The 24,468-nt window shown below is 69.5% G+C and carries 20 protein-coding genes; 4 read left to right on the top strand and 16 right to left on the bottom strand.

Annotation, left to right across the window (positions count from 1 at the left end; translation table 11 throughout):
- The first annotated feature begins 47 nt into the window (after positions 1–47).
- Both AKJ13_RS13390 and AKJ13_RS13395 read left to right on the top strand, forming a co-directional pair.
- Entirely contained in the window at positions 48–2,159 is a 2,112-nt protein-coding gene (locus AKJ13_RS13390) for an ABC transporter ATP-binding protein/permease (RefSeq protein WP_050733790.1), read from the top strand.
- 118 nt (positions 2,160–2,277) lie between these two features.
- Positions 2,278–2,574 carry a hypothetical protein gene (locus AKJ13_RS13395; protein ID WP_007561111.1) on the top strand — a complete coding sequence of 99 codons (297 nt, stop codon included), beginning with the start codon at positions 2,278–2,280 and terminating at the stop codon, positions 2,572–2,574.
- Between the two features lie 79 nt (positions 2,575–2,653).
- Here the strand turns inward: AKJ13_RS13395 and eda are convergent, their stop codons facing one another.
- The 3 genes from eda to AKJ13_RS13410 all read right to left on the bottom strand — a co-directional run bounded on the left by eda (position 2,654) and on the right by AKJ13_RS13410 (position 6,589).
- Positions 2,654–3,283: a bifunctional 4-hydroxy-2-oxoglutarate aldolase/2-dehydro-3-deoxy-phosphogluconate aldolase gene (eda, locus tag AKJ13_RS13400; RefSeq protein WP_200905631.1), complete on the bottom strand. Its 630-nt coding sequence runs from the start codon at positions 3,281–3,283 to the stop codon at positions 2,654–2,656.
- A gap of 23 nt (positions 3,284–3,306) precedes the next feature.
- On the bottom strand, positions 3,307–5,133 hold the full coding sequence (gene edd / locus AKJ13_RS13405; RefSeq protein WP_050733791.1) for a phosphogluconate dehydratase: 1,827 nt from the start codon (positions 5,131–5,133) through the stop codon (positions 3,307–3,309).
- Positions 5,134–5,467: 334 nt separating this feature from the next.
- Positions 5,468–6,589 carry a type II asparaginase gene (locus AKJ13_RS13410; RefSeq protein WP_082316944.1) on the bottom strand — a complete coding sequence of 374 codons (1,122 nt, stop codon included), beginning with the start codon at positions 6,587–6,589 and terminating at the stop codon, positions 5,468–5,470.
- Between the two features lie 169 nt (positions 6,590–6,758).
- On the opposite strand from AKJ13_RS13410, the gene AKJ13_RS13415 reads away from it, so the two are divergent.
- A complete protein-coding gene (locus AKJ13_RS13415; protein ID WP_050733792.1) occupies positions 6,759–6,974 on the top strand; it encodes a hypothetical protein in 216 nt (71 codons plus the stop codon).
- 182 nt (positions 6,975–7,156) lie between these two features.
- Here the strand turns inward: AKJ13_RS13415 and AKJ13_RS13420 are convergent, their stop codons facing one another.
- From AKJ13_RS13420 to AKJ13_RS13450, 7 genes are all read right to left on the bottom strand, one after another.
- Complete coding sequence (locus AKJ13_RS13420; RefSeq protein ID WP_050733793.1) at positions 7,157–8,176, bottom strand: acyltransferase; 1,020 nt, start codon at positions 8,174–8,176, stop codon at positions 7,157–7,159.
- A 185-nt stretch (positions 8,177–8,361) separates the two neighbouring features.
- Positions 8,362–9,300 carry a DMT family transporter gene (locus AKJ13_RS13425; protein WP_050733794.1) on the bottom strand — a complete coding sequence of 313 codons (939 nt, stop codon included), beginning with the start codon at positions 9,298–9,300 and terminating at the stop codon, positions 8,362–8,364.
- 73 nt (positions 9,301–9,373) lie between these two features.
- Positions 9,374–10,642, bottom strand: a complete 1,269-nt coding sequence (locus tag AKJ13_RS13430) for an arsenic transporter (RefSeq protein ID WP_082316945.1) — start codon at positions 10,640–10,642, stop codon at positions 9,374–9,376.
- Positions 10,643–10,693: 51 nt separating this feature from the next.
- The gene (locus AKJ13_RS13435; protein WP_050733795.1) at positions 10,694–11,995 is read right to left on the bottom strand and encodes a metallophosphoesterase; all 1,302 of its coding nucleotides are present in this window, start codon (positions 11,993–11,995) and stop codon (positions 10,694–10,696) included.
- Positions 11,996–12,015: 20 nt separating this feature from the next.
- On the bottom strand, positions 12,016–13,341 hold the full coding sequence (locus AKJ13_RS13440) for an MFS transporter (RefSeq protein ID WP_050733796.1): 1,326 nt from the start codon (positions 13,339–13,341) through the stop codon (positions 12,016–12,018).
- A 144-nt stretch (positions 13,342–13,485) separates the two neighbouring features.
- The gene (locus AKJ13_RS13445; RefSeq protein ID WP_050733797.1) at positions 13,486–14,883 is read right to left on the bottom strand and encodes a sigma-54 dependent transcriptional regulator; all 1,398 of its coding nucleotides are present in this window, start codon (positions 14,881–14,883) and stop codon (positions 13,486–13,488) included.
- The gene (locus AKJ13_RS13450; protein ID WP_050733798.1) at positions 14,868–16,340 is read right to left on the bottom strand and encodes an ATP-binding protein; all 1,473 of its coding nucleotides are present in this window, start codon (positions 16,338–16,340) and stop codon (positions 14,868–14,870) included. The genes AKJ13_RS13445 and AKJ13_RS13450 overlap by 16 nt, the downstream gene beginning before the upstream one ends.
- A 166-nt stretch (positions 16,341–16,506) precedes the next feature.
- Here AKJ13_RS13450 and AKJ13_RS13455 point away from each other — a divergent pair, with 166 nt between their 5' ends.
- A complete protein-coding gene (locus AKJ13_RS13455) occupies positions 16,507–16,869 on the top strand; it encodes an Hpt domain-containing protein (protein WP_200905632.1) in 363 nt (120 codons plus the stop codon).
- Here the strand turns inward: AKJ13_RS13455 and AKJ13_RS13460 are convergent.
- From AKJ13_RS13460 to AKJ13_RS13485, 6 genes are all read right to left on the bottom strand, one after another.
- Positions 16,856–18,097 carry a PAS domain-containing sensor histidine kinase gene (locus AKJ13_RS13460; RefSeq protein WP_050733799.1) on the bottom strand — a complete coding sequence of 414 codons (1,242 nt, stop codon included), beginning with the start codon at positions 18,095–18,097 and terminating at the stop codon, positions 16,856–16,858. The genes AKJ13_RS13455 and AKJ13_RS13460 overlap by 14 nt on opposite strands.
- Before the next feature lie 257 nt (positions 18,098–18,354).
- A complete protein-coding gene (locus AKJ13_RS13465; RefSeq protein ID WP_050733800.1) occupies positions 18,355–19,986 on the bottom strand; it encodes an AarF/UbiB family protein in 1,632 nt (543 codons plus the stop codon).
- 131 nt (positions 19,987–20,117) lie between these two features.
- A complete protein-coding gene (locus AKJ13_RS13470; protein ID WP_348270937.1) occupies positions 20,118–21,479 on the bottom strand; it encodes an MFS transporter in 1,362 nt (453 codons plus the stop codon).
- 96 nt (positions 21,480–21,575) lie between these two features.
- Positions 21,576–22,277: a substrate-binding domain-containing protein gene (locus AKJ13_RS13475; protein ID WP_050733855.1), complete on the bottom strand. Its 702-nt coding sequence runs from the start codon at positions 22,275–22,277 to the stop codon at positions 21,576–21,578.
- A 29-nt stretch (positions 22,278–22,306) separates the two neighbouring features.
- Positions 22,307–23,146, bottom strand: a complete 840-nt coding sequence (locus AKJ13_RS13480) for an NAD(P)-dependent oxidoreductase (RefSeq protein WP_050733802.1) — start codon at positions 23,144–23,146, stop codon at positions 22,307–22,309.
- 16 nt (positions 23,147–23,162) lie between these two features.
- Positions 23,163–24,458 (bottom strand): MFS transporter, encoded by a 1,296-nt coding sequence (locus tag AKJ13_RS13485; protein WP_050733803.1) that lies wholly within the window; start codon positions 24,456–24,458, stop codon positions 23,163–23,165.
- Between the last annotated feature and the right edge of the window lie 10 nt (positions 24,459–24,468).

Raw genomic sequence — 24,468 nt, forward strand, 5'->3', positions numbered from 1 at the left:
CCGGGTTGCGTTCCCGAATGGGCGCTCACGTTAGGCGGGAGACACGCGTGGCTTCACTCAGGACCGGGCTCGGGATCCAGGCCGTGCTGACGGCCGTGGCCGCGCTGATCCTGCTGGCGCTTCCGGGGATCCCCAGCCCGCCGCTCTACGTGTCGCTCGCCGGCTTCGTGATGGCCGGCATCCTGATCGCGGCCAACGGCATCTCCGCCTATCTGAAGGTCTTCGTCTCGGTCTACGGGCTCGGCTACCTGCTGCTGGCCGGCATGAAGACGGTGGCCGCCATGGGCCTCCTGCCCCCGGTCGTGGCCGCGCTGCTGCCGCCCGATTTTGCCGCCACCGGCGCCGTAGTGTTCGGCGCCATCGTGCTCGGCGTGTCGTATCTCGAGCCGATCCGGGCGATCACCGACATCGCCGATCCGTATTTCGCCAATCGGGACAAGCCGACCAAGGAGATCGGCCTGTTCCGCTGGTTCGGCAGCACCGAGGGCCGGATCGGGCGCAACCTCGTCGCGCTGTCGATTTTCGTGAACTTCGCCGACGTGGCGCTGACCCTGCGGTTCAATTTCTTCTACCGCGACATCTACAACTCGCTGCAGGAATACGACGCGGCGGCGTTCTGGTACCAGTTGCTCTGGATCTTTATCCCGTTGGCGATGCTCAACATCGCCATCGGCATGTTCGACTTGTTCGTCGATTCCTCCCTGCACATCCGCTGGCGCACTTGGCTGACGCACAGCCTGTACGAGCGCTGGCTCGGCAACGGCACCCATTACCGCATCCCGTTCACCGACGAGGAGGCGGACAACCCGGATCAGCGTATCCAGGCCGACGTCAACCTGTTCATCCAGCAGACCGCGAGCCTGTCAATCAGGCTGCTCAGCCAGGCGGCGCAGCTCGTCTCGTTCATCGTGATCCTGTGGACCCTGTCGCGCGACTTCGTCGTGCCGTTCACCGATACGGTGATCCCGGGCTTCCTGGTCTGGCTGGTCATCGCTTACGCAGTGGTCGGCACCTGGCTCACCCACCTGATCGGCCGGCCCCTGATCGGGCTCAACTTCCGACAGGAGCAGGTCGAGGCCGATTTCCGCTTCTCGCTGGCCCGCAACCGGATCTACTCGGAGCAGATCGCGCTGCTGCGCGGCGAGCGCGCGGAAGCCACGCGGCTCGGCTCGCTGTTCCACATGATCATCGACAATTATGTCGGCATCATCTTCCGCCGCATCAAGCTGATCGCCTTCACGTTCAGCTACCGGCAGGCGAGCGTGATCTTCCCGATGGTGCTCGCCGCGCCGTCCTTTTTCGCGAAAAAGATTACTCTGGGCGCGCTGCAGCAGACCTCGCAGGCCTTCTCGCAGGTGCAGAGCTCGCTATCCTTCTTCGTGGATTCCTACACGACCCTCGCGTCCTACAAGGCCAACACCATCCGTCTCGGGTCCTTCCGCCGGGCCATGAGCAAGGCCGAGGCGCTGGAGGCGGCGGGCTACGGGCTTGTCCAGGGCAACGAGACCGCCAACGGCGTCACCGCCCGCGGGCTGGTGCTTGCCCTACCGGACGGCCGCGAGATCGTCTCGGCCCCGGAGCTGACCCTCGCCAAGGGCGGCGCCACCCTGGTCACCGGCCCCTCAGGCTCCGGCAAGTCGACGCTGTTCCGGGCGATCGCCGGGATCTGGCCGTTCGGCAAGGGCCGGGTCGACGTGCCGGCCGGGCAATCGACGCTGCTGCTGCCGCAGCGGCCCTACATCCCGCAGGGCACCCTGCGCGGCGCCGTGGTCTACCCGAACACCACCGACCAGTTCACGGACGCGGCGATCCGCGACGCCCTGACGGCTGCCCAGCTGCCGCATCTCGTCGACCGCCTCGACGAGACCGACACCTGGGAACGGCGCCTGTCGGGCGGCGAGCAGCAGCGCCTCGCCATCGCCCGGGCGATCCTGGCCAAGCCCGCCTGGCTGTTCCTCGACGAATCGACCGCCTCCCTCGACGAGCCGTCGGAAGCGAAGATCTACCGGATGCTGCGGGAGCGCCTGCCCGATACCACCATCGTCTCCATCGGCCATCGCTCGACGCTCGACGCGTTCCACGAGAAGCGGATCGTGCTGGAGCCGCAGGGCAATCTCTTCACCCCGCGGGAGCGCCGGGAGCCGCAACCGGCGGAATAAGTGCAATCGATCACGACATCTCAGGGAAAATGCCCTGCAGAAGTTGCGAGATGGAAATATTAAGGAACCAGCGACTGCTGGGTCCGTTTGTCATGCGCTCAATAAATCGGAGGAACGCATGACCAAGATCACGACCCTTGCAGGCGCCGGCGCTCTCATCCTGATGTCGACCGCCGCCTTCGCGGCTCCGTGCGCGACTGGGACGACCGTGACGCGCGACAAGGAAGCCAGCAAGGCCTCGACGGTCGATCCGAGCGTGAAGGACCCGACTTCCCCGGGCGCCAAGGCTGAGTCCCCCGGCACTGTCGGCGCGATGAAGAACGCCGGCACCGCCACGTCGCCCTCCGACGTGCAGGCCCAGTCCAGCGGCAAGCCGACCGCTGCCCAGGCGGCCAAGGGCGGCGACGACTGCTGATCGGGCTCAACCGCATCGGTCTTTGGTGGAACGCCCGCCCGGCTCAAACCGCGGCGGGCGTTCTCGTTCGTCGATGTCGTCAGGCAGCCTTACGCAAGTTGGCGGCGGTACGGGCGGCGCGCTTGATGGCATCCGGGTCGAGCAGGCCGGGCTTCACCACCCAACTTCCGCCGACGCACAGCACCGACGGGATGGCGAGCCAATCCGGCGCGGTGGCCTCGGTGATCCCTCCGGTCGGGCAGAACTTCACCTGGCCGAACACGGCGGTCAGTGCCTTGAGGGCCTTGATTCCGCCCGCTGCCTCGGCCGGGAAGAACTTGAACCGGTCGAGCCCGTAATCGAGCCCGCGCATGATGTCGGCTGCCGTGGCGACGCCCGGTAGGTAGGGCACGCCGTTGGTCTTGGCGGCGTCGGTGAGCGGCTCGGTGAGCCCCGGCGAGACGATGAACTCGGCGCCTGCGGCCAGGGCGTTCTCGAGATCGACCGGGTTCAGGACCGTGCCGGCCCCGACCACCGCGCCCTCGACCTGGGTCATCTCGCGGATCACATCCAAGGCGGCGGGCGTGCGCAGCGTGACCTCCAGGGCGGTCAGGCCGCCCTGGACCAGGGCCTCGGCGATCGGCCGGGCCTGGGCCACGTCCTCGATCACGAGGACCGGGATGACGGGCACGGAGCGCATCAGCGCGTCGATGCTGGTCAGATCATTCATGATCGGCTTCTCCCGTTCGACGTTCAGAGACCGGCGGCCGCAAGCATGGCTGAGGCGCCCCGCTCGGCGGTGTCGGCCCCGTGGCGCATGAAAGCGAACAGCTCCCGCCCGGTTCCCGCCTCCGGGACCGGCTGGACCGCGTCCGCGCGGGCGGCCAGCTCCGCGTCGTCGACCATCACCTGCAGCAACCCCTCGGCTGCGCTGAGGCGGATGATGTCGCCGTCGCGAATCCGCCCGATCGCCCCGCCGCCCAGGGCCTCGGGGCTCAGGTGGATGGCGGCCGGCACCTTGCCGGAGGCACCCGACATCCGGCCGTCCGTGACCAGAGCGACCTTGTGGCCGCGATCCTGGAGGACGCCGAGCGGCGGTGTCAGCTTGTGCAACTCGGGCATGCCGTTGGCACGCGGGCCCTGGAACCGGACGACCACGACCACGTCGCGCTCCAGCTCGCCGGCCTTGAACGCCTTGAGCACGTCGTCCTGATCGGAGAAGACCCGGGCCGGGGCCTCGATGGTCCGCCGCTGCTCCTCGACCGCGCTGGTCTTGAACGTCGCCCGGCCGAGATTGCCGGTCACCAGCCGCATGCCGCCATCGGGCTGGAACGGGTTGTCGGGCCGGCGGATCATGGTCTCGTCCAGGCTTTCCGGCACCGCGTCCTCGAAGGTGAGCTCGTCGCCGTCGAGCTTCGGGTCGCGGGCATGGTCGCGCAGGGACTGGCCGGCCACCGTCAGGATGTCGTCGTGCAGCAGCCCGGCATCGAGGAGGGCGGCCATGACGAAGCTCATGCCGCCGGCGGCGTGGAAGTGGTTCACGTCGCCCGCGCCGTTCGGGTAGACCCGGGCGATGAGCGGCACGGCGTTCGACAGCCGGTCGATATCCTCCCAGTCGATCACGATGCCGGCGGCACGGGCGATGGCCGGCAGGTGGATCGCGTGGTTGGTCGAGCCGCCGGTGGCGAGCAGGCCGACCGCAGCGTTCACGATCGCCTTCTCGTCCACGCACAGGCCGAGCGGCCGGTAATCATTGCCGGCGGCGCCGATCTCGGTGAGCCGGTGGATCGCCGCCCGGGTCACGGCTTGGCGCAGCTTCGTGCCGGGATTGATGAACGAGGCGCCCGGCATGTGCAGGCCCATCATGTCCATCATCATCTGGTTCGAGTTGGCGGTGCCGTAGAATGTGCAGGTGCCGGCCCCGTGATAGGAGGCAGATTCGGATTCGAGCAGCTCCGCGCGGCCGACCTTGCCTTCGGCGTAGAGCTGGCGGATCCGCTGCTTCTCCTTGTTGGCGAGCCCCGAGGGCATCGGCCCGGCCGGGATCAGAATCGTCGGCAAATGGCCGAAGCGCAGCGCGCCGATCAAGAGGCCGGGCACGATCTTGTCACAGATGCCGAGCAGCGCGGCGCCATCGAACATGCCGTGGCTCAGGCCCACCGCGGTCGAGAGCGCGATCGTGTCCCGGGAGAACAGCGACAGCTCCATGCCGCGCTGCCCTTGCGTGACCCCGTCGCACATCGCCGGGGTGCCGCCCGCCACTTGGGCGGTGGCGCCGCGCTCGCGGGCGAAGACCTTGATCTGGTCGGGATAGCGTCCGTAGGGCTGATGCGCCGAGAGCATGTCGTTGTAGGCGGTGACGATGCCGATATTCATCACCGTCCGGCCGTCGCGGAGCGCCGGCTTGTCCTCGCCGGAGGCGGCGAAGCCGTGGGCGAGGTTGCCGCAGGCCAGCGTCGGCCGATGCACGCCGGACTCGCGCTCCCGGGCGATCAGGTCGAGATAGGTCCGCCGGGACTCGCGGGAGCGCGCCACGACGCGCTCGGTGACCGCCGCGACCTCGGGATGAAGCTCGGTCATGCTGGTTCCTCCGTCCAGGGTGCCGACGGATCGCCGACTCGGAGCCACGTCCGACTCCCTCGGCGCAACCGCCTCGCGCCGGTATCTAAGGGGTGCGCCGCGGGAAGTAACCCAGTCGCCGCGCGGGGAGCCGGAGCGTCGGGCGCACGATCGAGAGTATCGCAGGCTTTCGGATCTCCCGGTTCCCCCCTCATCCTGAGGTGCCCGTGTCAGCGGGCCTCGAAGGAGTCCTCCAGAAAGCGCAGTGGTCCCTGGAGGGCTCCTTTGAGGGTGACGCTGCGCGCCTCCGCCTCAGGATGAGTTCGAGGGTCGGCGCGTCGAGAAAGGGACGCTGTCAATATTCCCAGAAGATGCGCTGCAGCTCCTTGGTGTCCTGCGTCTTGGTCAGCGCCACGGCCGCCAGGATCTTGGCCTTGGCCGGATTGAGGTCGTGGGCGACGACCCAGTCGTATTTGTCGTCGGGCTGCTCGGCGTTGCGCAGGACCAGACCGTCCGGCACCCGCGAGGAGCGGATCACGATCGTGCCCTTGGAGCGGATGTCCTTGAGCTTGTCCACGAGGTAGCCGGCCACCGAGCCGTTGCCCGTACCGGCGTTGACGATCGCCTTTGCACCGGCCTGGACCTCGGCATCGTAGATGCCGGGGATCATGTTGCCGGAGCCGTAGACGATGCCGACCAGCGGCAGGCTGTCGATCTGATCGATGTCGAACTCGGAGCTGGTGTTGTGCCGCTTGGAGAGCGACCGGAAGAAGTAGGTCTTGCCCTCGATCACCATGCCGAGCGGTCCCCACTGGCTGTAGAAGGCGCTCGGGACGACGTTGGTCCGCTTGTTCACGTCGCGACCCGACTGGATCGTGTCGTTCATCGTCACGGTTACGCCCTTGCCGATCGCCTCCTTGCTGGCCGCCACCGTCACGGCGTCGAGCAGGTTGAGGGCGCCGTCGGCCGAGATCGCCGTGCCCGGGCGCATCGACCCGACCACCACGATCGGCTTGTCGCTCTTGACCACGAGGTCGAGGAAGAACGACGTCTCCTCCAGGGTATCGGTGCCGTGGGTGATGACCACGCCGTCCACGTCGTCCTGCTTGAGCAGGGCGGAGACGCGCTTGGCGAGCTGGATCAGCTGGGCGTCGGTGAAGCTCTCGGAAGCGATCTGGAAGACCTGCTCGCCGCGCACATTGGCGATGGTGCTGACCTGCGGCACCGCCGCGATCAGCTTGTCCACCGGCACCTTGGCGGCCGTGTAGGTCGCGCTGTTGGCCGCGTCGGCACCCGCGCCCGCGATCGTGCCGCCGGTGGCCAGGATCACCACGTTGGGCTTCTTCACCGCCGCCGCAGTGCTGGCATCCGTCATCTCGCGGGCGCGGAGCGGGGTCGCCCCGAGCGTGCCGGCGAGCACCAGCGCCAGGGTCGCTCCGCGCAGGGCTCGGCCCGCGCCGCTTCGGCATGAGATCATCGGGGATCCTTGTGGTCTGACAGGGGATCGCGAGTCGGGCTCGCCGGGCGGGATCGTAGACCCCGCCCGGTGCGAGGCAAGTTTCGTGCACCCGATCCGCTGGCGGATGGATCCATTTCGTAAGCTTGGGCGTTGTTCCGCGACGTGGTTCGTTCGGAGGTAAACCCCCATGCTGCATCTCGCCGGCCTGCTCGACGAACTCGAGCGGAGCGAGCCCGCACGGGCCGCGATGGCGATCCTCGAATCGGCCTTGGCCCGTCGGTCCGTCGAAGAGCAGACCGCGTTCTGGCGCGCGGTCGATCTGTACTACGTCTCCCGCAAGGCCCCGCCCGAGCCCACACCCAGCATGATCGGCGCCGTACCCCAGATGGCGGCAGCGGTTTAACGGGGCGGGAAATTCGTATTCCTTTCGGGCGTCTGGCGGAGGTTAGGCTCCGGTCTGACGGCCTTGTCCCATTTTTGACCGCATCCTGAGACGCGCTGGGCGCGCGGCTCAGTATTGGGAAGCGGTTTCATTGCCCCAAGTCTTGCGTCGGCTGCACTTGAGAGCGCGGAGTCGGACGGTTTTCAGGGCATTGCGTACGACTTCGCCTCGCTCCGGTTCCGGCCCGCCACGCGATCGAACACGCGGTTGAGGTAGCGTCGTATCGGCCGCTCGATCAGGAACAGGCTGATTATGCCCAGGGCGATGGCCGGCAGGACGAGGGCCTTGGCGATGCGCCCGCCCATCGCCTCGTGCAGGACGTAGAACGGCTGCTGCCACAGGTAGATCGAGTACGACCAGGCGCCGAACAGGACGAGCGGCGTCGATGTCAGGCCCCGGCGCAGGACGTCCGGGGCGTTGGGGATCGTCGCCACCGCGGCGGCGAGCGATGCGGTGCCGAGGCTGTACTTGATCGGGTCCGGTACGGCGTCGACGTTCAGCATCAGGCCGAGGAGGAGCAACACCGCGGGCCTCCAGGACGGCCTCGCGCGCGTCGGATCGCTGCGGCCGAACTTCAGGTAGGCCGCCGCCCCCAGCAGGATCGAGGCCCCCCGCACGTCGCTGCGCCAGTACACATCCGTGTAGCTGCCGCCGAGCGCGGTGGAGACCAGGCCATTCAGGCAGGCCAGGCCGGCCAGAATGGCGAGCACCGGGAGCAGGGCGAAGCCGAACCGGCGCCAGAGCAGCGCGATCAGCCCGAGCAGGATGTAGCTGTGCTCCTCGACGCAGAGCGACCAGACATGGTCGACATTGGGCGCCTCGGCAAACCACAGGTGGTAGTAATTGTAGGTGAGCGTCAGCGCGGCGAGATAGCCGGGGAGCTCCCCTTCACGGCCGGTGGCGATGGCGAGCCCGCTCATCGCTAGCACGAAGCCGATCAGCGCCGGGTAGATGCGGGACGCCCGGCGGACGACGAACCGCGTCAGCGGCACGGCGCGCACGAACAGGATCTCCGCCATCAGGCGCCCGCTCAGCACGAAGAACAGCTCCACGCCGAAACGGCCGAGATTGATCCCGCGGCTGGTGGCGAAATGGCCGACGAGCACGAGCAGGATCGCGCAGCCGCGCCAGCCATCGAGCACGGGAAGGTGACGCGGGATCATTGGACGTCTGCCGGTTCGACTTCAGCGACGGTCCAGGCAGGCCCGCCCCCCACACGGGGCCGAGATGGTCTTAAGGGGTAGGCCGCGCCGGCCGACCCGCCCGGCGCCTCGAAAGACGTAGCGTGTCCGGCGCCTCCCGGCCGCCGGCTCCGCGTGCCGAAAGTGCCAGCGTGGCTCGGGCCCGATCAGAACACCGAGATCAGCACGATGCCCGCGGCCATCAGCAGGCCGCCGATCAGCCGGCCGATGCCGGCGCGGACGCGCTTCATCCCGAGCCAGCCGAAATGGTCGATGGCGATGGAGGTGAACAGGTTCGCGGTGATCAGCAGGCCGTTGAAGGCGCCGGCCCCGACCTTGTCGACGAAGAGCAGGCCGGCAAACACCGCCACCGCGCCGGCGATGCCGCCCAGCGCGCCCCACCACGGCACCCGCGCCATATCCGCCCGGGTCGGCAGCGGCGTCGGGCGCAGCAGGAACACGAACAGGAACACCAGGGCCACGGGCACGAACGACACGGTGGCGGCGAGCCAGGGATTCACCAGGGCGCCGCGCAGCTGCGCGTTGAGCACCACGCCGACCGCCTGGAGCGAGCCCGCGACCAGGATGAACGGGTAGAGCAGCTTGGCCATCAGGCCGCCCTCGCTCGATTCCGCCGTCTCGTCGTCCGATTTCGGGCCGGTGACGCGGGCGATGAACACGATGCCCACCACCATCAGCAGGCCGCCGAGCCAGGGCATCGGCTTGAAGCCGCCGGCCTGGAGGCCGAACAGGCCGAGGCTGTCCAGCGCCAGGGAGGTCAGGATGTTGGCTGTGATGGTCAGGCCGTTGAACGGGCCGGCCCCGACCTTGTCGACGAAGGCGAGCCCGCCGAACACCGCCACCGCGCCGGCCACCCCGCCGAGCGGCGCGTACCAGGGCATCGAGCCCAGGGTCTGCAGCGTCGGCAGCGGCGTCGGCATGGTGAAGAACAGGATCGTGAACACGATCACGATCGGCATGAACGAGTAGGTCGCCGCCAGCCACGGATTGACCAGCGCGTCGCGCAGGCGCGCGTTCATGGAATTGCCGAGCGCCTGGAGCGCACCGGCAACCAGGATGAAGGGATAGAGCAGGGCGGCGTTCAAGGGGCCGGTCTCCGGTCGTGAGAGGGCGAGGCGGTTGGGAAAGGCGTCGTCCTGGGAACCGGAGACCGGGTTCTCAGACGAGCAGCAGGGCTCCGAGTGCGAGCACCAGGGCGGGCGGCATCACCAGCAGGCCGAGCTTGAGGAACTGCCAGGCCGACACGTCCTCGCCCTCGCGGCGGATCGCGGTGAGCCACAGGATCGTGGCGAGCGAACCGGTCACCGAGAGGTTCGGCCCGAGATCGACGCCGATCAGGATCGCGCCCGCGACCTTGTGCGAGACCTCGGCCGCCTGGACCGCGGCCCCGGCCAGCAGCCCGGCCGGCAGGTTGTTCACGAGGTTCGACCCGAAGGCGACGATGGCGCCGCCCGCCCAGGCGGTGGCGGCGGGGTCGGTCTGGGCGTAGCCTTTCAGGGTGTCGGCCAGCAGGGTGAGGATCCCGGTCTTCTCCAGGGCCTCGACCAGCACGAACAGGCCGGCCACCAGGGGCAGCACCGCCCAGGACACGTCTTTCACCACCTCGACCAGGCCGCCGCGGTTCAGTGCGACCACCAGCAGGGTCGTGGCGAGGCCGGCAACGAAGGTGGGCAGGCCGAGTTCGATGCCCGCGGCCGAGGCCCCGATCAGCGCACCCGCGGTGGCGATGATGCCGAGCCCCGCGACCTTGCCGCCCAGCCCGAGATGCACGGTCTCGACCTCGGTCTTGATGGTCTGGCCCTTGAGCCGGGTATTTTGGGTCAGCCGCAGCACCGCGTAGGTGGCCACAATCGCCAGGACCGAGGGCAGCGCGAAGGTTGCGAGCCACTGGCCGAGGGGCGGCATGTCGGTGGCGAACACCACAAGGTTGGCCGGGTTCGAGATCGGCAGAACGAAGCTCGCCGCGTTGGCGATGAAGGCGCAGATGAACAGGTAGGGCAGGGGCTCGGCGTCAGCGGCCTTGGCGGCGGCGTAGACCGCGGGCGTCAGCACCACCGCGCAGGCATCGTTGGACAGGAACACCGTGACCACGGTGCCGACGATGTAGATCAGCAGGAACAGCCGGGTCGGCGAGCCCTTGGCGGCGCGCACCGCCAGGCCGGCCAGCCAATCGAACAGACCTTCCTTCCGGGCGATCTCGGCGAGCAGCATCATGCCGACGAGGAACAGGTAGACATCGGTGCCCTTGGAGACGCCGTCCAGGGCGACTTGCCAGGGCAGCAGGCCGAGCACGACCAGCAGGGCGGCGCCGAGCACCGCCCAGATCGCCTCCGGCCAGGAGAACGGGCGCACGATCACGCCCAGGGTGGCGAGCGCGGCGATGCCCCAGGTCGCCAGGTTCGGTGTCAGGGTCAGTCCAGCAAACACGTCGAAACATCTCCCCCCGGAGTCGTGGTGAGGATCACCGCTGAGTCACGATCACCACTTGCGGCCGTAGCGGTTGGGCCCGAGCTGATCGCCGCGCACGCCCTTGCCGACCCAGGATCGGATCCGGCCCGCATCGCTCCCCGGTTTATGCGGCATCGGAGGTGGTGCCACGCTGTCCGAGGTGACGATCACCGGCTCGATCACGTCGGTGTCGACGAAATCGGGGCCGTGGCCGGGCCAGCGTCCATCGACCGCCTCGACCTGGATGCTGCGTCCGGCCCCGTCCCAAGCCAGGGCCGCCTCGTAGCAGCGCGAATCCGGACGACGCTCCATCAGCAGCCAGGGTCCAGTATCGACCCGGCAATGGACGTAATTCGGCGGGGCATCGGATAGCACCAGTGCCCGGACCGTGATCCGCCCTTCGGCGTCGAGCTCCATGCCGCTGCTCGCGGGCGACGTCGGAAGGGTGGCGACCCGCCGGTCGGCGGGGCTCGTGATCAGCACGAACGGCGCGGTCCGGTCCAGTGCGCGGAAGCGCCAGCTCGTCACCGGCCCGTCGATCGCCGCGACCGCGTAGCCGACCGAGCCATCCTCGTTCTGCCCCACCGAGCGGGCGGCGGCGTAGAGGGTCCGGCCATCGGGGGCGAGCTCGTTGTAATGGGTGTGGCCCATCTCCACGAGGCGCACCCGCGTCGCCCAGAACAGGCCGCCGATGTCGAGGCGCTCGTCCGGCTCGCGCAGGTCGTCGGGATAGGCGTGCATGAACACTGCGCACGGCATCTGCTGCGTACCGGCCTCGGCGAGCTGGTCGTTCAGCCACTGCGTCTGCAGGCGGCCGAGCCGGAAATCCAGCCCGATGCCTTTCCGGCCGAAACCCGGGCTGATCATGTCGATGAACAGGCAGCGGACGCCCTGGATATCCGTGCTGGCGCAGTAATGCGGGATCGGTTCGACCGGCCAGGTTTCCGGGCAGCCGGAGGGCGGCTGCTCCAGGTCCCAGACCATCGGCTCCGGCAGACGGTCGACCAGGCTCGCCGCGAAGGCCTGGAAATCGTCCATCCGGCCGTGCTGGCGGTCGTGGTCGCCGGGGATCAGGCGCACCGGCAGGTCGGGATGCCGGTCCAGCGCGGCCTTCAGGATCCGGTATTCCGAGGCGTAGCCGTTCTCGGCCAAGTCGCCGGGCAGGTACACGAAGTCGAACAGGTCGCGCGGGGCGATCGCGGCGATCTGGTCGAGGATCGCGTTCAGGTCGCGGGTATTCTGGGCCGCTTCATCCTGCAGATGCAGGTCGCCGACATGCAGGAAGACGAGCGGCTCGCGCCGCGGCGCGGCGCGGGGATCGGGGGCGGACATGGGGCGCTCCTGCCGGCCGGTCAGGCGCGCGCCGGCACGGCCGGGGGCAGGCCGGCACCGCTATCCGGCGTGCCGGTGGCGGCTTCCCCGCCCCGGGTCTCGGGCATCATCGTCAGGTACAGGACGAAGCCGAACCCGGCGATCGCCGCCAGCGCCAGGAACGCCGCGGAATACCCGGCCGACACGATGATCAACCCGGCCGGCGTCGCGCTCACCGAGGCGCCGACACCCTGGGCGGTGGCCACCGCGCCCTGGGCGGCGTTGAACCGTCCCCCGCCCCGGGTCAGGTCGGCCACGACGATCGGGAACAGGGCGCCGTAGATCCCGGCCCCGACCCCGTCGAGAAGCTGCACGCCGACCAGCCAGAACGGGTTGTCCGAGAGGGTGTAGAGGACGCCACGCAAAGCCAGCACGCCGAAGGCGGCGAGGAAGATCGGCTTGCGCCCGATGATGTCGGCCTTGGCGCCGACGAAGATCGCCACCGGCACCATCACGCATTGCGCCGCGACGATGCACACGGCGATCAGCGATGTCGCGTGGTCCTTGCCGGAGAGATGGGTGAGCAGCTGGCCGACCGAGGTCAGCATCGCCGCATTGGACAGGTGGAAGATCGCGCAGAGCACGGCGAACAGCATCAAGGGCTTGTTCTGCAGCAAGGTCGCCAGGCCCGACGGCTTCTCGTCCGCCTTGGCCTCCGCCTCAGTCATGCCGCGGGCGAGGTCGTCGTCGATCGCGTCGGCCGGGACCATCAGCATGGCGCCGATCGAGAGTGCGGCCAGTACGCCCATCAGCCAGAACACGACAATCGACCCGAAGAAATAGGCGAGCCCCCCGGCGATAGCCGCGGATGCCGCGTTGCCGGCGTGGTTGAAGCCCTCGTTGCGGCCGATCCGGTTGGCGAACATCTTCGGACCGACCACGCCGAGCGTGATCGCGGCCAGCGCCGGCGGGAAGATCGTGCCGGCCACGCCCGCGATCGATTGGGTGGCGGTGACGAGGTAGAAATTCGAGATGAACGGCAGGATCAGGCAACTCGCGGTCACCGCGATGGCGCCGCCGATCACCACGGCGCGCTTGTGATTGGTGGCGTCGATGAGCGCGCCGGCCGGCGTCTGAGCCACGAGGCCGAGGATACCCGCGATAGTCATGACCAGGCCGGTGGTGGCCTCGTTCCAGCCCTGGTCCGGCCCGCGCACCGCGATCAGGTAGATCGCCAGATAGGGCCCGAGCCCGTCGCGCACGTCGGCCAGGAAGAAGTTGAGGGCGTCGAGGCCGCGCAGGGCCTTGGCGGAGGGAGCCCGGACGGTCGCGCCGCGCGCCGCGGCTCCGGTATCGGTCCTGTCCATCCTGCCCTGGCCTCCGCATGCATGCCGCCGCGGCCCACCCGCCCGGGCCGGCACGTGACGAGCTTGACGCCCACTTAATCCGTCAGTTCCCTGGAATCGTTCAAGATTGCGCGTTTCGGCGTGATTCTCAGGCCGCCGAGGGGTTTACCCCCTCCCCAGCGCGTCCGATGCGTCGGGATTTGCGACATGCACCGTCGTTTCTGCGGACAGATCCGTCCCCGGGCTCGCCAGCCCGTAGCGCTCGATCTTCGCGTAGAGGAGCTGTCGCTGGATACCGAGGCGGCGGGCGGCCCGGGCGCGGTTGCCGTCCGCCTCGCGCAGCGCGAGGGCAATCATGGTGCGCTCCAGGCGCGCGACGGCGCCGGGCAGGTCGCCGTCGAGCCAATCCGCGGGCAGGCCGGCCTCCTCGATCCGCGAGGCCGGCCGCTCGGCCGGCAGGTCGATGGCATCGGGGGCGATTACCCCGCAGCGGACCAGCACGGCCGCGCGCTCGACGACGTTGCGCAATTCGCGGACGTTCCCGGGCCAGCCATAGGCGAGCAGCCGCGAGGCCGCGCCGGCGCTGAGACGCTTGCCCGAGGGCGCGAGGAAATGCTCGGCCAGGGGCACGATGTCGGCCAGTCGCTCGCGCAGGGGCGGCAGCAGCAACGGCACGACGTTGAGGCGGTAATACAGGTCGGCGCGGAACAGGCCCGCCTCCACCAGGGCGGGCAGGTCACGGTGGGTCGCGGCCACCAGGCGGACATCGACCCGGGCGGCGCGGCCGCCGAGCGGCGTGACCATCCGGTCCTGGATCACCCGCAGGATCTTGGCCTGCATCGGCGGGGGCATGTCACCGATCTCGTCGAGGAACAGGGTGCCGCCCTCGGCCTGATGGAAGGCGCCGGCCCGGTCGCCGACCGCGCCCGTGAAGGCGCCGCGGACATGGCCGAAGAGCTCGCTCTCCAGGAGCTCGGGCGGGATCGCCGCGCAGTTGATCGGCACGAACGGCCGGCCCCGCCGGGCGGAATAGGCGTGGAGTGCCCGGGCCACCTCCTCCTTGCCGGTCCCGGTCTCGCCCTGGATCAGCACGGTGGAGTCGGTGTCGGCCACGAGCCCGATGGTCTTCAGGACCCGGCGCATGCCGGCGCTCGACCCGATCAGCCCGCCCTCCGGGCCCGTATCCCCCGGATCCGGGCGTGCGCTCGACAGCATGGAGTCGAGGTTCGCCGCGAGGTCGGCGCGGCCGACCGGCTTGGTGAGATGGTCATGCGCGCCGAGCCGCATCGCCTCGATCGTGTTGGCCGGGCTCGCGAAGGCGGTGAGCACGGTCACGGGCGGCCGGCCCGGCAGGGCGCAGATCCGCGCCAGGGTGGCCATGCCGTCGAACTCGCCGGGCATCCGCAGGTCGAGCAGCACCGCGGCGACCGGCGTCTCGCGCAGGCGCGCCAGGGCCTCCGCCCCGGAGGCGGCCGGCAGCGGGTGATGGCCGAGATCGGCGACGGTCTCGGCCAAACCCTCGCGCAGGGCGGAATCGTCGTCGACGATCAGGATGGTCGCCATGGCAGGTCCAGCACGAAGGTGGTCTCGGGCTCACCGTCGATGAGCCTGACCGCGCCACGATGCGCCAGAGCGATCTCGCGCACGATTGCGAGACCCAGCCCGGTCCCGTCCGGTCGGCCGGTCACGAACGGCTCGAACAGGCCGCCTCGGATCGCCGGATCGATGCCGGAACCGGTGTCGGACACCCGCAGGTGCAGGCGCACCGCGCCGTCGACGGTCACCCGCTCGGCGGCGAGGCGGACCCGACCGCCCGGGGGCGTGTGCTGAAGGGCGTTGAGCAGCAGATTGTCGAGGGCGCGGGCGATCTGAGGCCCGTCGATCTGCGGTCGGTCCCCCCGGGGCAAAGATTCCGCCGCGATCGCGATCCGGACGTCGCGAGCGCTCGCCAGATCCTCGTGCAGCCGGGCGCAATCGGCGAGCAGCGCGGCGATGTCGGTGGGGGTGCGGTTCAGCGTCCGGGCCTGGGTGAGACTGAGCAGGTCGCGCAGCAGGTGGTCGACCCGGGCGATCTGGCCGAGCACGCTCTCCAGAGCCACCGTGGCACGGGCCGGATCGCCGCTGACCAGGGCGTTCTCGGCCTTCAGCCGCATGGCCGCGATCGGGTTGCGGATCTCGTGGGCGATGCTGGCGGCGAGGCGGCCGACGGCGGCCAGGCGCTCGGCGGCGACCATTCGGGCGCGGGCCTCCCGCAGGCGCCCGCCCGCGGCGTTGAGGGTGTCGACCAGACGGTCGAGCTCGCGCTCGCCGGTCGGGTCGAGATGCGGCAGGTCCTCGCCGTCCGGCCGCGGCGCCGCCAGGGCGGCCTCCAGCCGGGCGATCCGGCCCGAGAACCCGTACAGGAACCACCCGAGGAAGGCCGCCGAGCCCAGCACCGTCACGGCCAGGAATCCGAGGCCTGCCAGGAAGCGGGTATAGGCCGGGCCGTCATTGACATGGGCGCGGCCCATGGTCCAGGCGGTCAGCCCGGCTTCCGGCCCGTGCAGGGGGCAGCCCTGGATCAGAAGGACCTGCGTGCGGCTCGGTCGGCGGAGCGACACCGCGTGGTCAACCCGCAGCGCCTGGGCGTTCACCCCCGCGATGCTCTCGCGCTCGGCCTCGGGCAGGTCGGTCTTCGGCCCGGTGCCCTCGTAGGTCGGATAGGCGTAGGCGACCGGTCCCTCCACGGAGCTCCAGACCCCGCCCTCGATGCCCGGATAGAGATCGAGCGCGGCTGCGACGGTGGGGCGGAGCTGGGCCCGGGCGATGCCGCCCTCGCTGCGGCGCGCCAGGGCGGCGTAGCGGTCGATGATCTCTCGGCAGGCGCGATTGACCGCGACCTCGGCCTGCGCAACCTGGACGGCGGTGGATTGGCTGTAGAAACCAAACATGAGGTAGGCCGTGGCCGCCGCCGAGGCCAGCAGCAGGAACCACAGGGCGAGCAGCCGGGCGCGCAGGCTATAGGCCGTATAGGCTGTCACGGCTCAGGGTCCTCCGGGGCGCCGGCCGCCCCCGGCCAAGCGGATATCCGGGTGGGCACGCTGTGGAAACGGTGGCAGAGAGGTGCGCGATTGAAATCGGCCGCTGGACCTCGCGGCGTTTGCGCGCTTCTGTCAAAGCGTTCTGCCAATCGGCTGCCGGAGACGGATGGTGTCACAATCCCTCGTCGATCGGGCCGCGCTCGACGAACTTGAAGGTGTCATCGGCACCGAGAAGCTCGCCCGCCTGCTCGACCGTTTCACCGCGAGCCTCGCCACGGCCTTCGACGGCGCGGAGCGGGGCGAGGCGGATTACGCCCGCGAGGCGCACACCCTCGTGTCGATGTCGGGCATGCTGGGCTGCGCCGAATTGAGCCGGGCGTGCCGGGATTTCGAGCAATCCGCGAAGGGCGGCGGCGATTTCGCGGCCGCGCTCGTGGACCTCCGCAAGCTGCGCGACGCCACCGTGACGGCCCTGCGCGATCTGCGCGACGACAAGCTGGCCGCCGAGAAGGACCTCACCCGGCCGTGACGGCGGCGAGCGGCGCCTCAAAGGTCAGCACCGCTCCGGTTGGTGGATAGCTCAGCTGCGCGGTGCCGCCGAAGCTGTGGGCGAGGCTCCGGGCGATCAGGCGCGTCCCGAACCCGGTCCGGGTCGGCGGGCTGACCGGCGGGCCGCCGACCTCCTCCCAGCGGAAGCGCAGGGTCGCGCCCTCGCCGGCGCCGGTGACGGCCCAGGCGATGACCACCTGCCCGGTGGGCACCGAGAGCGCGCCGTACTTGGCAGCGTTGGTGCCGAGCTCGTGCAGCATCAGCGCCAGGACCATGCCGTGGCGCGGGCCGAGCGTGACGTCGGCACCCTCCACCCGGAATCGGCCGGCGACGCCGTCGCCATGGAGCGACACCGCCCCCTCGACCAGCCCGACCAGGGAGGCCGCTGCGAAGGAACCCTGAAGCAGAACGTCATGGGCCTGGGCCAGTGCCAGAAGCCGGGCGGCCAGCGCCTCGCCGGCGGCTTCAAGCGAGCCAGCGTTGCGCAGGGTTTGCGCCGCCACCGCCTGGACCATGGCCAGGGTGTTCTTCATCCGGTGGGACAGTTCCTGCATCAGCAAGGTCTGGCGCGCCTCGGTGAGCTTCAGCTCGGTGATGTCGCGCGAGGCCGCCAGGATGCGGTCCGGGCGACCGGGCCGGCCGCCGACCGGGCTCACCGCGATATCCCACCAGGTCACGGTCCGGCCGGACTCGAGTTTGGCCTGGAAGCGGCTCGCGCCGCCGAGCCGCGCCTTGGCGAGTGACGCGGCGACCGCCTCCCGGTCCTCGTCGCGGATCCAGAGGTCGATCCAGGGGCGGCCGATCAAGTCCGCGAGGTTCCGGCCGCAGAGCCCGGCCGGACCGTTCTCGCCCGCAGTGATCAGGATGCCGTCGCAATCCAGGATCTCAAGGACATCGGCCGCGACCTGCAGCATCCCGGGGGCGGTCAGCGCGCCCGCCCAGGAGGGCGCGGACCAGGTCTCGACGCGTCCGGATTCCGGGTGATGTAGCGGTGGCGGCGCCGGAACCGGCTCACGCTCGAGGCGCCCGGATTCCAAGCGGCTCGCGGCCTCGATGATGCGGCCGAGCCGCCGGCTGCGCTGCCGCTCAGCATCGGCCTGTTTGGTCGCCTGCATCAGCAGGTCACGCAGACGCAGGTTCTCGGCTTCCAGCGCGGCGAGGCGTCGGTCCGTCCCGTCCGCCCGCGGCAACACGAGGCCCGCATCCATCGCTCGCCCCCGTCTCGGCTACCATTCCCCCGCGACGCAGGCGCCGCAAAAAACCCTTCGACGGTGTGGCGCGGCGAGGAGATGTCGAAGCGCGGGCGCGCCGGCGGATCGAACCGCTTCTGGTGACGCGCTCCGCTCGCGACCGCACGAAACGAAGGGTAGGCGAGGCTAGCACGATATCTGAGATAATCAAATGAGCCGTGTATTCGCCGCCGCCGGGCGACCAGAAGATCAAGTTCGGGTGGCGACGAAATTCGTCACTTGTTCCGCATCAATAGGACCAGCCAGCCGATCCCGAGGATGAAGATCACCAGGCCGATCGAGACGAAGACCGGCGTGCCGAGGTCGATCAGCCGCGGCGCCAGCTGGGTGGCGAAGGCCGCCACCACCAGGGCCACCGCGACCCGGGCCGCGGCCCGCTCGATGCCGCGGGTCACCTTGTCGAGGCCCTTCACCTCGATCTCGACGGTGACGCGGCCCTGTTTGAGGCGAACCAGCATCAGGTGGATCAGGGTCGGCAGCTCGGAGGCGGCGCCGTAGAGGCCGACGCCCAACGCCTCGGCCTTCTGCTTGAGGGCCCCCAGCGAGAACTGCGTCTGCATGCTCGCCTTGACCGTTGGGCCGGCCGCCGCGAACAGGTCGAAATCCGGATCGAGGTGGCGCATCACGCCGTCGGCGGTGACCAGGCCTTTGAACAGGATCGCCAGGTCGGTCGGCATGGCGAGGTCGTTCTCGCGGGCCATGTTCATAAAGTCGGTGAGCACGAGCCCGAGGTTGAGCGGGATTGAGGAGTGGCTCTCCACGAAGGACTGGGCCGAGACCTGGAGCCGGGTCAGGTCCGGGTTGCTGGTGCCGGTCCAGTCCAGCAGCACGGCCATCAGGCCGTCCGCGTCCTGCTTGAGCATGGCGCCGATCAGCACCAGCAGCTGCGAGCGCCGCCGCTGCGACAGCCGCCCGATGATGCCGAAATCGATGAAGCCGATCTTGTTGCCCGGCAGCGCCAGCATGTTGCCCGGGTGCGGATCGGCGTGGAACACGCCCTCGATCAGCGCCATCTGCAGGAAGGCGTCGGTGCCCTTCTGGGCGAGCAGCTTCTTGTCGAGCCCGGCCGCGCGGAGCGCCGCCTCGTCGTTGGGCGGGATGCCGTGGATGAAATCCTGCACCAGGACCCGCTCGGAACAATACTCCCAGTGGATCTTCGGGAAGACGATATCGTCGCGGTCCTCGAAGATCTGCGCCAGGAGCTCGCAGTTGCGCGCCTCGTTGAGAAGGTCGAGCTCGCCGTTCAGGCCCTCGGCCAAGTGCCGCATCTGCTCGCGCGGCTGGTAGCGGGCCATGTCCGGCCACTCGTTCTCGACGATCCGGGCGCCGTGGGCCATCAGGCGCAGATCCGCCTCGATAATTTTGCGCAGGTTCGGCCGCAGGACCTTGACGATCACGTCCTCGCCCGAGTGCAGGCGCGCCCGGTAGACCTGGGCGATCGACGCGGAGGCGATCGGGTTGGTATCGAACTCGGCGAACACCTCGTTGGGCGGCCCGCCGATATCCAGTTCGAGCTGCGGGCCGATCTGCTCCCACGGCACCGGCACGACCTGGCTGTGGAGCTTCTGCAGCTCCTCGGTCCAGGCCGGCGACAGCAGGTCTGGCCGGCTCGCCAGAACCTGTCCGAACTTGATGAAGGTCGGGCCCAGGGCCTCGATCGCCCGGCGCAGGCGCTCGGGCTCGGACAGGCGGGTGACGTCGACCCGGGGCCGGCGGCGCGGCAGCAGCGGCAGGTAGCGCAGCCCGAGGCGGTCCACGACGCGGGTGACGCCGAAGCCGATCAGGATCGTCGCGATCTCCGACAGCCTCTGACGGTCGCGGGCGGCAACGAAGGCTGTCTTCAGCATGAAAGGGGCGATCCGTTCGGACACGATTGGGCGTCCGGACAGCACGAGCATAAGGACTTTTTTGCGGTCGCGAAGCCCCGGATGCGTCCCACGGCGACATTAGAGCCGCCGGGGCCGTCAGCGTACGCGCGTTACGTTCGCGGCGCCGCCGGAAGGGGCAGGACGACAGCCGGCCGCCGCGCGTCGCCGAAGCGGGCATTGACCACCAGCAGCGTCACGACCACGGCCGAGAGGGCGAGCGCGGCCAGGAAGTACAGGCCGGCCTCGAAGCTGCCGGTGGCCTCGCGGATCCAGCCGACCATCGACGGGGCGACGAAGCCGCCGAGATTGCCGATGCAATTGATCAGCGCGATCCCGCCCGCCGCGGCGCTGCCGCTGAGGAACACGGAGGGCAGCGCCCAGAACGGCGCCTTGGCGCCGTAGAGCCCCGCGGCGGCGAGCGCCATGAAGGCAACCGCCCAGAGCGAGCCGGTGGCGAGGCCGGCCAGCGCCAGCCCGGTCGCCGTGAGGCCGAGGGCGGTCGCGAGGGTGATCCGGCGGTCGTCGTAGCGGTCGGAGATCCAGCCGACGGTGATCCCGCTGACAACGCCGAAGAGGTAGGGCACGGCGGTCATCAGGCCGGTCTGCATGTCCGACAGGCCGGTGCTCTTCAGGATCTGCGGCAGGAAGAACGCCAGGCCGAGATTGGCGCCGGTGTTGGCGAAGTAGATGAACGACAGCGCGATCAGCCGCGGGTCCGAGAGCGCCGTCCGCAGGCTGGTCCCGTGAGTGCCGGCGACGCTGCTCTGCTCGGAATCGATCAGGGTCTGCAGGGCGGTGCGGTCCGCCGGGGCGAGCCACAGCGCGTCCTTGGGCCGGTCTGGGATCAGCGCCAGGAACACGAAGCCGAACAGGGTGGTCGGGATGCCCTCCAGCAGGAACAGCCATTGCCAGCCCTTGAGGCCCAAGGCCCCATCGAGCTGCATGATCGTTGTCGAGAGCGGCGCGCCGATCGCCAGCGAGACCGGGATGCCCACCGCGAAGGCGCCGAAGATCCGGGCGCGATACGCTTTCGGGAACCAGTAGGTCAGGTAGAGGATCACGCCGGGATAGAATCCGGCCTCGGCCGCACCCAGCAGGAAGCGCAGGATCAGGAAGCTGGTCGAACCCTGCACGAACATCATCGCGGCCGAGAGCAGGCCCCAGGTGATCATGATCCGGGCGATCCAGCGCCGCGCGCCGACCTTCTCGAGGATCAGGTTGCTCGGCACCTCGAAGAGGAAATAGCCGATGAAGAAGATCCCGGCGCCGAGCCCGAACACCGCCGGCCCGATGCCGAGATCGGCGTTCATTCGCAGGGCCGCGAAGCCGACATTGATCCGGTCGATATAGGCCATGACGTAGCCCACGAAGAGCAGCGGCATCAGGCGAAAGAACACCTGCCGGACGATCCGGTCCTGTTCGCTGGCGACCATGGTGTCCTCGCTGTTTGGGTTGTTTTTGGCGGCTGTCATCGTGAGCGATGTGGCAGGCTACGGCGCGCAACCCCGAACGATGTGTGTCCCCGGGTTGCTTCGCTGCGCGCGCAAGGACGGCGGCCTCATTCCGTCTCAGAAAGCCGGCTCGAGGCCGCTGGCGCGGTAGGCGGCGGCGGCCTCCGGGGTGGTCAGCCCGGCGAGGAAGCGCAGGGCGCCGTCCCGGTCGGCGGCGCCGCGCAGGATCGCGGCCGCGAAGGTCGTGACCTCCTGGACCGGCTCCGGGAACGGCCCGACCACCTCGATGCCCGGCACCACCATCAGCTCACTGATCTGCTGGACCGCGATGTCGGCCTCGCCCGAGACCAGCTTCTCGGCGGTGAAGCCCTGCGGAATGATCGTCGCCCGGGCGTTGACCGCGTCTTCGAGGCCGAGCTGCGGCAGCAGGCCGGCGAAGTAGATCCCGCTGGCACCGGTGCGCGAATAGGCCACCGAGCGCGCCTCGGCGAGCGTCCGCTTAAGCGCCTCGACGCTGCCGATATCGGGATGCGCCGCCCCGGCCTTCACGGCGATGCCGTAACGGGAGCGGACCGCATCGATCCGGGTCTCCGGCTCGACCTTTCCGGCGGCGATCAGCCGGTCCATGGCGTCGGAGAGCACGAACACCGCGTCGGCGGTTTCGCCGGCCTCCAGCGCCTTCATGATCACCGCGGTGGGCGCCCAGTCGATCGCCGCCCAGCCGCCCGCCGCCGCGAAGGCGGGGACGACATGGGCGTCGAAGGCGCCCCGCACCACCAGGGCGCATTTCAGCCGCGTCGCTTGCTGCTCGTCCGCCATGCCGGCTCCCATCGTCTCGGAGGCTGTGATCACCGGGCGGTCGGCTCGGTGCGGGAATAGTCGAGGGCGGTGAAGCCGCCGCCCTGGTAGCGCTCGATCACCGGGTTGCCGCTGGTCTTGCCTTCCAGCGCCGGGGCGTAAGAATCGGCGCTGTCTTGCGGCGCCCAGCCGATCACGTCGCGGCCGTCCCGGCGCCACCAGGTCATGCGGCTGTTGTTCGAGGCACCCCAGATCACCACCGATCCCTTCGGCCCGAGGCTCGGGGCCAGGGTGGCGCGGGTGATCAGCCGGGTCAGGTCGGCATAGGACAGCCAGGTCGCCAGCATCCGGGCGTCGATGGGCTCCGGAAAGCAGGAGCCGATGCGCAGGAAGACGCTCTCGACCCCGTGCTTGTCGCGGTACAGGCCGCCCATCATCTCGCCATAGGCCTTGGACAGGCCGTAATAGCCGTCCGGCGCCAGGGCACAGTCGTCGTCCAGCACCTCTTTCCGCTCGTGGAACCCAATCGCATGGTTCGAGGAGGCGAACACCATCCGGGCGCGCTCCCGCCGGGCCGCCTCGTAGGCGTGGTAGAGTCCGCGGATGTTGGGGCCGATCACGGTCTCGAACGGGTGCTCCACCGAGATCCCGCCGAAATGCAGGATCGTGCCGCAACCCTCCGCCAGGCGCAGGATCGCCGGGCCGTCCTCGAGGTCGGCGAGCTGGAAGCGCGCGCCCTCGGGCAGCGGGTCGGGGAAGGGCACCCGGTCGGTTAGGCGCAGCGTCCAGCCCTGCGCGCCGAGCGCCTTCGTCAGAACCCGTCCGAGGGCGCCCGAGGCACCGGTGAGCAGGACGGGCTTTTGCGGGATCGTATCGGGGGATGCGCTCATCGGGTTCGCTCCGGGTTCAGGCGGTCTTCACCGCGTTGAGGGGAGGAGCCGCCTGCGGGCGGCGCGGACGTTTCACGAAGATCGCCATGGCGATGACGCCGGCCGCGGCGATCAGGGCGGCGATGACGAAGGCGCTGGCATAGCCCCCGAGATACTGCACGGCGAATCCCGTCGCGGTCGGGCCGATAATGCCCGAGATGTTGCTCAACAGGTGGATGAAGCCGCTCACGCCGCCGACCCGCGCCTCCGGCACCAGCTCGTGGATCGTCGCCCAGCAGGATTGCACCGAGCTCGTCAGCATCAGCACCGCGAGTGCGATCAGCGAGACGGCCACCGCGGCGTTCGGCGCGGCGTTGACGGCGATCAGCGCGACGCCCGCGATGGCGAGCGGCACGATCGTGGTGATCTTCCTTGCCGCCAGCTTGTCGTCCATGCGCTTGTACAGCAGGTCGGCGACGATGCCGCCGCCGACATAGCCGACGAAGCCGCAGGCCCAGGGGATCGAGGCCACGAACGCCATCTGCTGCACCGGCATGTGCAGGGCGTCGGTGAGGTAGCTCGGGAGCCACGAGAGGAAGATGTAGAGGGTATAGTTCACCGCGAACATGCCCAGCCCCAGCGACAGCGTGCTCGGCAGGAACAGGTAGTCGCGCAGAGACCGCTCGTGGTCGGAGGCGGCGAGGTGCGACACGGCCCGGCTGCGCTCGACCAGCGCGATCTCCTCCGCGGAGACCCGGGGATTGTCCCGGGGCCGGTCGGTCATCAGGATGCGCCAGGCCACTACCCAGACCAGGCCGACGGCTCCGATCACGATGAAGGCCACGCGCCAGCCGTACTGGATCGCCAGCAAGCCGACCACGGGGGCCGCGATGGCGCTGCCAACCGTCTGGCCCGAGAAGGTGAAGCCGATGGTCCGGGCCGTCTCCTCGCGGGGAAACCAGGTGGTGATGGTCCGGTTCGTGGTCGAGTTCATCGGCCCCTCGGCGAAGCCGAACAGGGCGCGGACCACGAACATCTGGGCGAAGCCGGTCACCGCGCCGGTGAGCATGCACAGGACCGACCAGGCGGTCGCCGCCCAGGTGTAGACGCTGCGTGGGCCGTAGCGGTCGGCGAGCTGGCCGCCCACGAAGGCGAACAGGGCGTAACCGAAGAAGAAGGTGCTGAAGATCACGCCCAGCTCGGAGGGCGACAGGTTGAGGTCCTGCTTGACGAAGGGCGCGGCCACGCCCAGCGCGGCGCGATCCATGTAGTTGATGATCCCGGCGATGAAGAGCAGCGTCGCGATCAGGAACCTGTATCGTTTGGCGAACATCGGGTTTCCT

This window comes from Methylobacterium sp. ARG-1 (assembly GCF_001262595.1).
Taxonomy (GTDB): domain Bacteria; phylum Pseudomonadota; class Alphaproteobacteria; order Rhizobiales; family Beijerinckiaceae; genus Methylobacterium; species Methylobacterium brachiatum.

Bases quoted from the DNA above. Each gene is read 5' to 3' on its own strand.
- AKJ13_RS13395 (WP_007561111.1), top strand. From the start codon at position 2,278: ATGACCAAGATCACGACCCTTGCAGGCGCCGGCGCTCTCATCCTGATG.
- AKJ13_RS13470 (WP_348270937.1), bottom strand. From the start codon at position 21,479: ATGACAGCCGCCAAAAACAACCCAAACAGCGAGGACACCATGGTCGCC.
- AKJ13_RS13435 (WP_050733795.1), bottom strand. From the start codon at position 11,995: ATGTCCGCCCCCGATCCCCGCGCCGCGCCGCGGCGCGAGCCGCTCGTC.
- AKJ13_RS13465 (WP_050733800.1), bottom strand. From the start codon at position 19,986: ATGCTGAAGACAGCCTTCGTTGCCGCCCGCGACCGTCAGAGGCTGTCG.
- AKJ13_RS13475 (WP_050733855.1), bottom strand. From the start codon at position 22,277: ATGGCGGACGAGCAGCAAGCGACGCGGCTGAAATGCGCCCTGGTGGTG.
- AKJ13_RS13485 (WP_050733803.1), bottom strand. From the start codon at position 24,458: ATGTTCGCCAAACGATACAGGTTCCTGATCGCGACGCTGCTCTTCATC.
- AKJ13_RS13415 (WP_050733792.1), top strand. From the start codon at position 6,759: ATGCTGCATCTCGCCGGCCTGCTCGACGAACTCGAGCGGAGCGAGCCC.
- AKJ13_RS13460 (WP_050733799.1), bottom strand. From the start codon at position 18,097: ATGGATGCGGGCCTCGTGTTGCCGCGGGCGGACGGGACGGACCGACGC.
- AKJ13_RS13410 (WP_082316944.1), bottom strand. From the start codon at position 6,589: ATGATCTCATGCCGAAGCGGCGCGGGCCGAGCCCTGCGCGGAGCGACC.
- AKJ13_RS13480 (WP_050733802.1), bottom strand. From the start codon at position 23,146: ATGAGCGCATCCCCCGATACGATCCCGCAAAAGCCCGTCCTGCTCACC.
- AKJ13_RS13445 (WP_050733797.1), bottom strand. From the start codon at position 14,883: ATGGCGACCATCCTGATCGTCGACGACGATTCCGCCCTGCGCGAGGGT.
- edd (WP_050733791.1), bottom strand. From the start codon at position 5,133: ATGACCGAGCTTCATCCCGAGGTCGCGGCGGTCACCGAGCGCGTCGTG.
- eda (WP_200905631.1), bottom strand. From the start codon at position 3,283: ATGAATGATCTGACCAGCATCGACGCGCTGATGCGCTCCGTGCCCGTC.
- AKJ13_RS13440 (WP_050733796.1), bottom strand. From the start codon at position 13,341: ATGGACAGGACCGATACCGGAGCCGCGGCGCGCGGCGCGACCGTCCGG.
- AKJ13_RS13420 (WP_050733793.1), bottom strand. From the start codon at position 8,176: ATGATCCCGCGTCACCTTCCCGTGCTCGATGGCTGGCGCGGCTGCGCG.
- AKJ13_RS13455 (WP_200905632.1), top strand. From the start codon at position 16,507: ATGGTGTCACAATCCCTCGTCGATCGGGCCGCGCTCGACGAACTTGAA.